At 40.0% G+C, this 6858-nt stretch carries 4 protein-coding genes; all 4 read right to left on the bottom strand.

Annotated elements, in window-relative coordinates:
* Window positions 1-214: 214 nt before the first annotated feature.
* The 4 genes from H6G48_RS01955 to H6G48_RS01940 all read right to left on the bottom strand — a co-directional run bounded on the left by H6G48_RS01955 (window position 215) and on the right by H6G48_RS01940 (window position 6831).
* Entirely contained in the window at window positions 215-1114 is a 900-nt protein-coding gene (locus H6G48_RS01955; protein WP_242034493.1) for a hypothetical protein, read from the bottom strand.
* 83 nt (window positions 1115-1197) lie between these two features.
* Window positions 1198-2583: a hypothetical protein gene (locus H6G48_RS01950; RefSeq protein WP_190718542.1), complete on the bottom strand. Its 1386-nt coding sequence runs from the start codon at window positions 2581-2583 to the stop codon at window positions 1198-1200.
* A gap of 9 nt (window positions 2584-2592) precedes the next feature.
* Window positions 2593-3828 (bottom strand): ComEC/Rec2 family competence protein, encoded by a 1236-nt coding sequence (locus H6G48_RS01945; RefSeq protein ID WP_190718538.1) that lies wholly within the window; start codon window positions 3826-3828, stop codon window positions 2593-2595.
* Window positions 3829-3963: 135 nt separating this feature from the next.
* Window positions 3964-6831, bottom strand: a complete 2868-nt coding sequence (locus H6G48_RS01940) for a LamG-like jellyroll fold domain-containing protein (RefSeq protein WP_190718535.1) — start codon at window positions 6829-6831, stop codon at window positions 3964-3966.
* Window positions 6832-6858: the final 27 nt, after the last annotated feature.

Genomic DNA, 6858 nt, shown 5'->3' with positions numbered 1-6858 from the left:
CATTTTCAGGCGTGCGCTTAAGTCTCTCATGCTGACGATACTTTTATCCAGTGCAAAACCTATCCAACAGGACACAAAAGTAAATGTACTTAATGCGGGATAGTCATTTTTGGGGAGTGGCTTGAGAAGCTCTTTCATTAGTTTTGGGAAAATTGTTAGCATGGCTTATTCACATTTATTGGTGTATATTTACTTTGTTTTCTTATCTATAATATCAAATTTTGTACGACTTTTTTCCCCGTTCAACACTTCTGGTATATAAAGTGTTTAAGGCTTGTAATTCTGGGGCTGTAAAATCAGCTTTAGTTGCTAAGATTTGTAGGGAAATTTTCAGGGTTTGATTGGGAGGAAATTCTTGTCCGACTAGGGGTAGGTTAGAGAGGTTAATGCCACCATCAATATTTAAACCGAAGAGAAAATTAGTTAAGGTTTGTTGTTTAGAATAGGCAAATAAAGCATCTTTTAGTCTGATTTCTAGTCCTTCTGGTATATCCTCTTTTAACTGAGAATCAATATAACCAATTAGGTCTTTAACTTTTATCGTCTGGTCATCATGGTAAGCGGCGAGGAATTTGGTAGAGGTTTGGTCAGTATCGAAAATGAGGGCAAATTTTAAGCTACCAATAGTGATATGTCCATCAAAGTGTTTTTTATAGGAAAGATCTAATTGTCGGAGAATATTAATATTGACCGTAATATCTATATTTTGATGATCAATAGGAAATTGAGACTCACAGGTAAAGGTAAAATCTTTTGCTCCAGTATTAAATGATGTTGCCAAATTCTCAATAGTTAAATCAGCGATCGCCTTAGGCAAGACCACCGGGCGAAAGCGTTGTCCCAAGTTAGCGATTAAGTTACCAATGGGTATAGCCTGTCCCTTGCCGGTTTCTCCTGAAAATTCCCAGCCCTTCTGTTCGTCCTGATATTGGGCTGTCAGTCCAATTAACACCTGCTCAATCAAAAAGCTGACACGGGCTGTAAAATGAGTTCTTTGGGCATCGGGATGGGCAAGAGAAAACTGAATATCGTACAGAAGCAGTTGGGGACTCTCTTCAAGAATGACCCATTCTCCATCAAGAATTAACTCCCCCTGATAGTGGGACTTAGACAAAAAACAAATCGAGAAAAGCCTCAACTCCAATCCCCGCTTGGGATTTACTTCGAGAAGCCCAAAATCGCTGAAACCCAGATAGATCAAGGAAAATCATAAATCGAGGTTAACCCTTTGTCCCGTAATGGTTTGAGCCTTTTTTGCTGACCGAAAACGCCTAAGTCCCAATAGGTTGCTGATCGCTGTTTGGTGGGTAACTCCATAAAGAAGTCAAAGGCTGTCACTACCAAGTCAGGTAGGTGGGGATTGGTTTTCTTGGTAAAGTGTTCATAGACCTCACGGATATTGAGAGGGGGATCTCCTCGACGCAAACCTCCACCGATGGAAGTCTCTGAAAAGTTATTGCCAAAGAACGCACTCAACTCCAGCGTTCCTGACTCTCCAATTCCCACTAAACCAGAAACCGATCCCGAAAGGTTGCGTCCTCCCAAGGGGTCATCTACTCGGAAAGAGACATCGATCGCCTCTAGGGTTAGTAAATCTTCAACAATTGTCCAGCTTTCTTGAGTTTCTAATTTTAGGTTGACATAGCGAATCTTGGGACTGCCGGTGGGATTGATCACTATGTCTAAATTGGCAAACCGCACTAATTGTTTAATGTTGAAATCGAAGGGAGTTGTCAATCCGGTATGGTTCACCAGAGATCCTAATTCTTCTAAGGCAACGTTACCCAGATCACTGAGATCGGCACTCAAACGAACATCAGATTGAGGGTTAAATAGTTGCGCTGAGAGAAAAATTGAGTGTTGGGTTCCTTGTGCTTGAAACGGAATATTAGCACTAAAGGCAAGATAAACCAGGTTATCCCATTCAACTTTGTCATAGTTAAAGCGAGGATCAATGCAAAGTTCGTAGCGGATATCGGTCAATCGAAATAAGGTTAAGTCGGTGGTAATGCCATCGGGTCCCTCGATAAACATATTAGGGACTGGCTCAATGTCAGCACTAACTTCCGGTATCCTTGGGGTCATGGTAATCTCGCCATACAGACGATGCTCGACCTTGGGAAAGAGTAATTCTAAAATGCCAAAAATTGAATCAGTATGGAGAGTCCCATGAAAAGTCATTCCTCTTTTTGCTTCTGTTGATGCGTCATAGGAACTCAGGATTAAGCTAGGGCTGTTGTAATGAATCGATTCGGCTAGGGTATGTTGTAATGATGGATATTCTTGAGCTAAAGTCCAATTGCTATCAGCCGTAGCCGTAACAACGATGGCCGGATTGGCCTCTTGAATACTAAAGACGGCTGTAACCTGCATTCCGGCGAAGGGAGGTTGTGATCCTGTGCCTACCACAGTGATGTCCGTGTCGGTTTCGGTGTGCTGAGTAATGTTCTCGATGACTAACTTGCCATCCTTCAGATAAGGAACAAATAATTGACTAAGATCGCTAGAAGCCAGATCGTTAATAGCCAGTTCCAGCCGATTGTTTGTGATAATAATATGGGTTTTGAGTTGGGTGAAATCCATCGTAATTGCCTATGTGGAAGGTTGCTCAAATCTCTGTGAAAACGTGCCGTTAGAACCGGTTATATAGACCGCACGTTTGGTAAATTTACTGGTGTTACTATAAGAACCCATACTCCCTTTTTCCCAATAAAAAATTTCATGTTCAGGGACTTCAGACCGTTTACTTAATGCTTGACAATTTTCATAGCGGACAATGGTATCTTCACTGGGCAGATGGTCTTTATCAACTTTTTTACCAGCACTCATGACGACGTTGATAGGCTTCGTCTTATCGACAAACTCTTGCGAGGATGATGTATTATTGCTACCATGATGGGGAGCTTGCAGAACACACAGATTAGCCAAGCGATCGCCATGATTTTTGAGGAGATAATGTTCTGTACTGCGGGTCGCATCTCCACAAATTAACAGTTTTTGATCAAAGATTTCGATCAAGGTTACGACACTTCCTCGATTGGTCGTGTTGCTGTTGTCGTTGACGTACAATTTATCAACATTACTGGCCAGGATTGCAATTTTACAGTTCTCTTCATCAACAATACGAATGCCTCCCTTCCCATCTAGGCGATCGACTGTGTTGGTTTCATCGGCATTTAGCACGTCCTTGTCATTAATCCGAATAAAGCCACAGGTCAATAAATTATGGGTAACTGCTTTGATAAAACTGGGATCGGTCGTTCGAGAAGAAATCCAAGTGCTGGTTTGTCCGGCACTGTAGTCGGGAAATTTAGCACTGTGGTAGACATTATGAATGATTACGTTATCCTTAAGAACCTCTTTGGCTTTTTCGTAGTGATCCGTATCAGGATGGGTCAGAATTAAAATATCAATTTCATTCTGATTTTTTAAGAATTTTTCGGTGTAAATCGAATCCTTAATCCGTTTTGTATAAACCGCATTGTCTTCACTATCCTTAGAATCAGAACCACAGTCAATCATAATGACACGCCCTTTCGGGGTGGCAATCAGACAACAATCTCCTTGTCCCATTTGCAGGAATGATATGTGTAAACTGCCATCTCCGCGATTTCCTGCCGGAGTCGCTGGTTGTTTTTTTAAGGCTTCTTCCCGACGCAAGCGTAGTTCCTCTGCATGTTTTCGAGCCGCTTCTAGATTAGCCGCCTGTTCTGCATCCCGTTTTGGTTTGGTTTGACTGCGGGTTTGTGGTCTTTTTTGATCAGGTCCGTCTCCGTTTTGATCAGGTATGTCTCCGTCACTCTGTCTTTTTCGTTCGTTTCCACACATAATTTTTCCTCCATAGTTTTAGAAATAGGATAAGTCTGTATCATAAGAAATTCCTCAGAGAATTGGGAGTGGGATGGGAGGCGATCGCTTTTTATGTTCCATCATTTTTTAGCTAATTTGGAGCAAAATAAAAGGCTATAGCTTCATAATATAGGCTAACGCATAATAGGGTGGGATGTTGTTATGTGCTTGTCCAGCACCACTTTGATTGATAGCCAAGTTATGAGTATGTTCCCCCTTTCCCCCAGTCGGTGCTGAATTAGGAGTCCATTGTGCCACAGGGTCTCCGTATGTATAGGCGTAGCTGTTTGCATTAGCCCAATTATTTGCATTGTTATAAACATTTGCTTGTATCATTCTCTCCTGCCCCCAACCTTCTCCACCACCACCACTATCCGTTGGGATGATATGCCGGTGCTGACTACTTTCTGCTGTTCCAGTATGTCTGTGAGGAGGCATTTGTGCTTCGGTTAGGGTTACAGTAGCCTGACCCCCAGTAGTCTTAACTCCATAGTTAGATCCTGCACCTACTATAAACCGATCTCGCAAATCGGGTGTACCATTCTGGCCATCACATAAAGCCCAACCAACAGGAATTTGATTGACATCCCCAGCCCACATTATAATCATTCCCCTTAAAACGACTGAAGTATTACCATAATTCAACAGTTCATAGTAAGTTGTTTTCAGATGAGCATTAAGTCCTTTATGGGGTTGACAGACTTCCATTGCTCCCGCTCGTCCTTTGACAAATAAGAGAACATAGGGAGAACGCTCAGGAAATTCACCTTTTTCTGCCTCAAAAGCCCTGAAAGCCTTAATGGAGGTCAATAAAGTTTCTGCAGCTCCACCTCTAGGAGCATTCCTTATAGCATCCCAACTAGCTACTGCAACAACATCACCATTAGCAACATTGTTTTGATCATTAATCCAATTTGCCCAATCATTCCAATAACTTTTATCGGCAAAAATATCATGAGAAGTGCCTTTTTTATAACTACCATCAGGACGAAGAATAACTGTATTTAATCCCCTGTTATTAGTCATAGTAATTGCAACATTAGCAATTTTTAAAAACGTATTATTTCCTTCGGGAGAGTCAAAAGCAGAACCTCTTAAATAAATCTCATAATTTTCATAAATCAGAGGATTTCCACCTCGGTAAATTGTGCCGCTAACATTGAGATCGCCTCCCTGTACGTTTAATTTGAATTTCCCTGGGTCGCTGATACCAATCCCTACATTACCTTCCTTATATAAAATGGGCATTTTCTCTATGGTGCAAATAAAAGTTCCATCCCAATAACCCGGAATATTTTCATAGCGTATATAAAGATTGGTCTGACCGGAAGGAAGAGAAGAAATGATATTGTTAATTGTTAATTCAATACCCTGTTCCTGTCGTAACTCAACGTTTTCTTCATTTTGATTAGTTATTGTCCAAGTTGGCGATTCTCCTTGAGTCTCTTTAACAATTTTCCACTCCTCTATATGTCTTGCCCTCAGTCGAAAATCTTTTCCTTGAATCCCTATTCCTTGTATCTGACTTGTGGTTCCCAAAGCCCAATCCTTATTTTGATTTGCTTCTTGAACATCAAAAGAGATAATAAACTTAGAAGCTTGATCCCCCTTACTATCTGGAATCAAAGGAATAGATTTATCTTTTAATACATTAACAATTCGCAAAGTTAACTTATTTGTCGTTGTGCCATCATTCAAAATCCGATTAGAGCCTACAAAACTGACATGAAGCGGAATATTTTTCTTCCCTCGATGATCGATAACGCTGAGTTTTTTTTCTCGATAATAATGAGTTAAAGTCTCTCCTTGATAAGTAAACTCTGGACATAAAAACTCAACTCTGGTTGTTCTCGCCCCTCCCGCTGCTGAAGCACTGACGTTTGGCAGGGTTAAAGTAACGACCTCATTAGCTGATAAAGTAGTATTAGTTGTTAAGAAATAGAGAGAAACTATCCCATCTGCTTGAGTAACAGGAGAACTCATACTCCAATTACTTTGGGTTTTTAAAGCCAATTGCTGTAAAGATTTAGGCGATAGAGTATCAGGTCTAAATCTTAATTCAAAATGATAATTATTTTGAGTAACTGCTCCACTTTTTGCTGGTAAAGTAATCTCTTGTTCTGTATCATTTTGAATTTCAAAAACCAGTTCTTCTCCCTTAGTATCATTTTCAATAAAGATAATGGACTCTTTATTGTCCCCTTCATATAAGTCAAAATCAAGAGGATAGGCAAGATTAAAAGCGGTGATCGCCGTTAAATTATCATTTATATCCTGTTTAATTTCTTCTGGAGATAATGCCTTTTTATAGATGCGGAGATGAGCAATTGTTCCCGCAAAATAGTTAGCATAAGCTTCATTGCTTCCTCCTCTACGTGCTAGATAAAGAGGTGAATCATTTTGTGTTTGAGATTGGGTTGTATCATCCGTACTATTTTCTTCACGTCCATCTAAATAAAGCCGTAACTTGCTACCTTCTTTCACAAAAGCAATGTGATAAAATTGCTCACTATTAAGTTTAGTTGTGGTGGTGACATAGGGACTATTAGAACCATCATATCTTGCCGCACAGATTGTTTGGTTATCAGGAATATATCTGATGACATAGGGATAACCTCCACTACCATTCCATTTTTCAATAATATCGTTGTCACCATTGGTTTTAAATGGTTGTTCTTTGGCTATTTTTATCCAACTGGCAACGGTAAAATCTTGATTAGTTGCAAAGTTAATGTCCTCTGAATTAGGAATTTCTATATAGTCTTGTCTTCCATCAAAAATGAAACAACTGCCAAAATGTTCATCACTCACAACTTGGGGACTACCATGAACACTATATTGGTTCTCAGTAGAAGCCGAAATATTCTCACTTAAAGCTGAAACATTCTCGCTTAAAAAAGCACTACGAACTCTTTGATTGTCTGCATCGGGGATAATGGTATCTAGTTTTAGATGTAGAACTAAGTCATTAGTGTTACTCATAATTGATACTCCTTGATTTAAAAAATT

The sequence above is a fragment of the Microcystis flos-aquae FACHB-1344 genome (genome assembly GCF_014698375.1).
Taxonomy (GTDB): Bacteria; Cyanobacteriota; Cyanobacteriia; order Cyanobacteriales; family Microcystaceae; genus Microcystis; species Microcystis aeruginosa.
Note: the sequence above shows the minus strand (reverse complement) of the source record. Positions and strands in the feature narration are given on the sequence as shown.

Coding starts and splice junctions, on each gene's coding strand:
- H6G48_RS01950 (WP_190718542.1), bottom strand. CDS start 2,583: ATGGATTTCACCCAACTCAAAACCCATATTATTATCACAAACAATCGG.
- H6G48_RS01940 (WP_190718535.1), bottom strand. CDS start 6,831: ATGAGTAACACTAATGACTTAGTTCTACATCTAAAACTAGATACCATT.
- H6G48_RS01945 (WP_190718538.1), bottom strand. CDS start 3,828: ATGTGTGGAAACGAACGAAAAAGACAGAGTGACGGAGACATACCTGAT.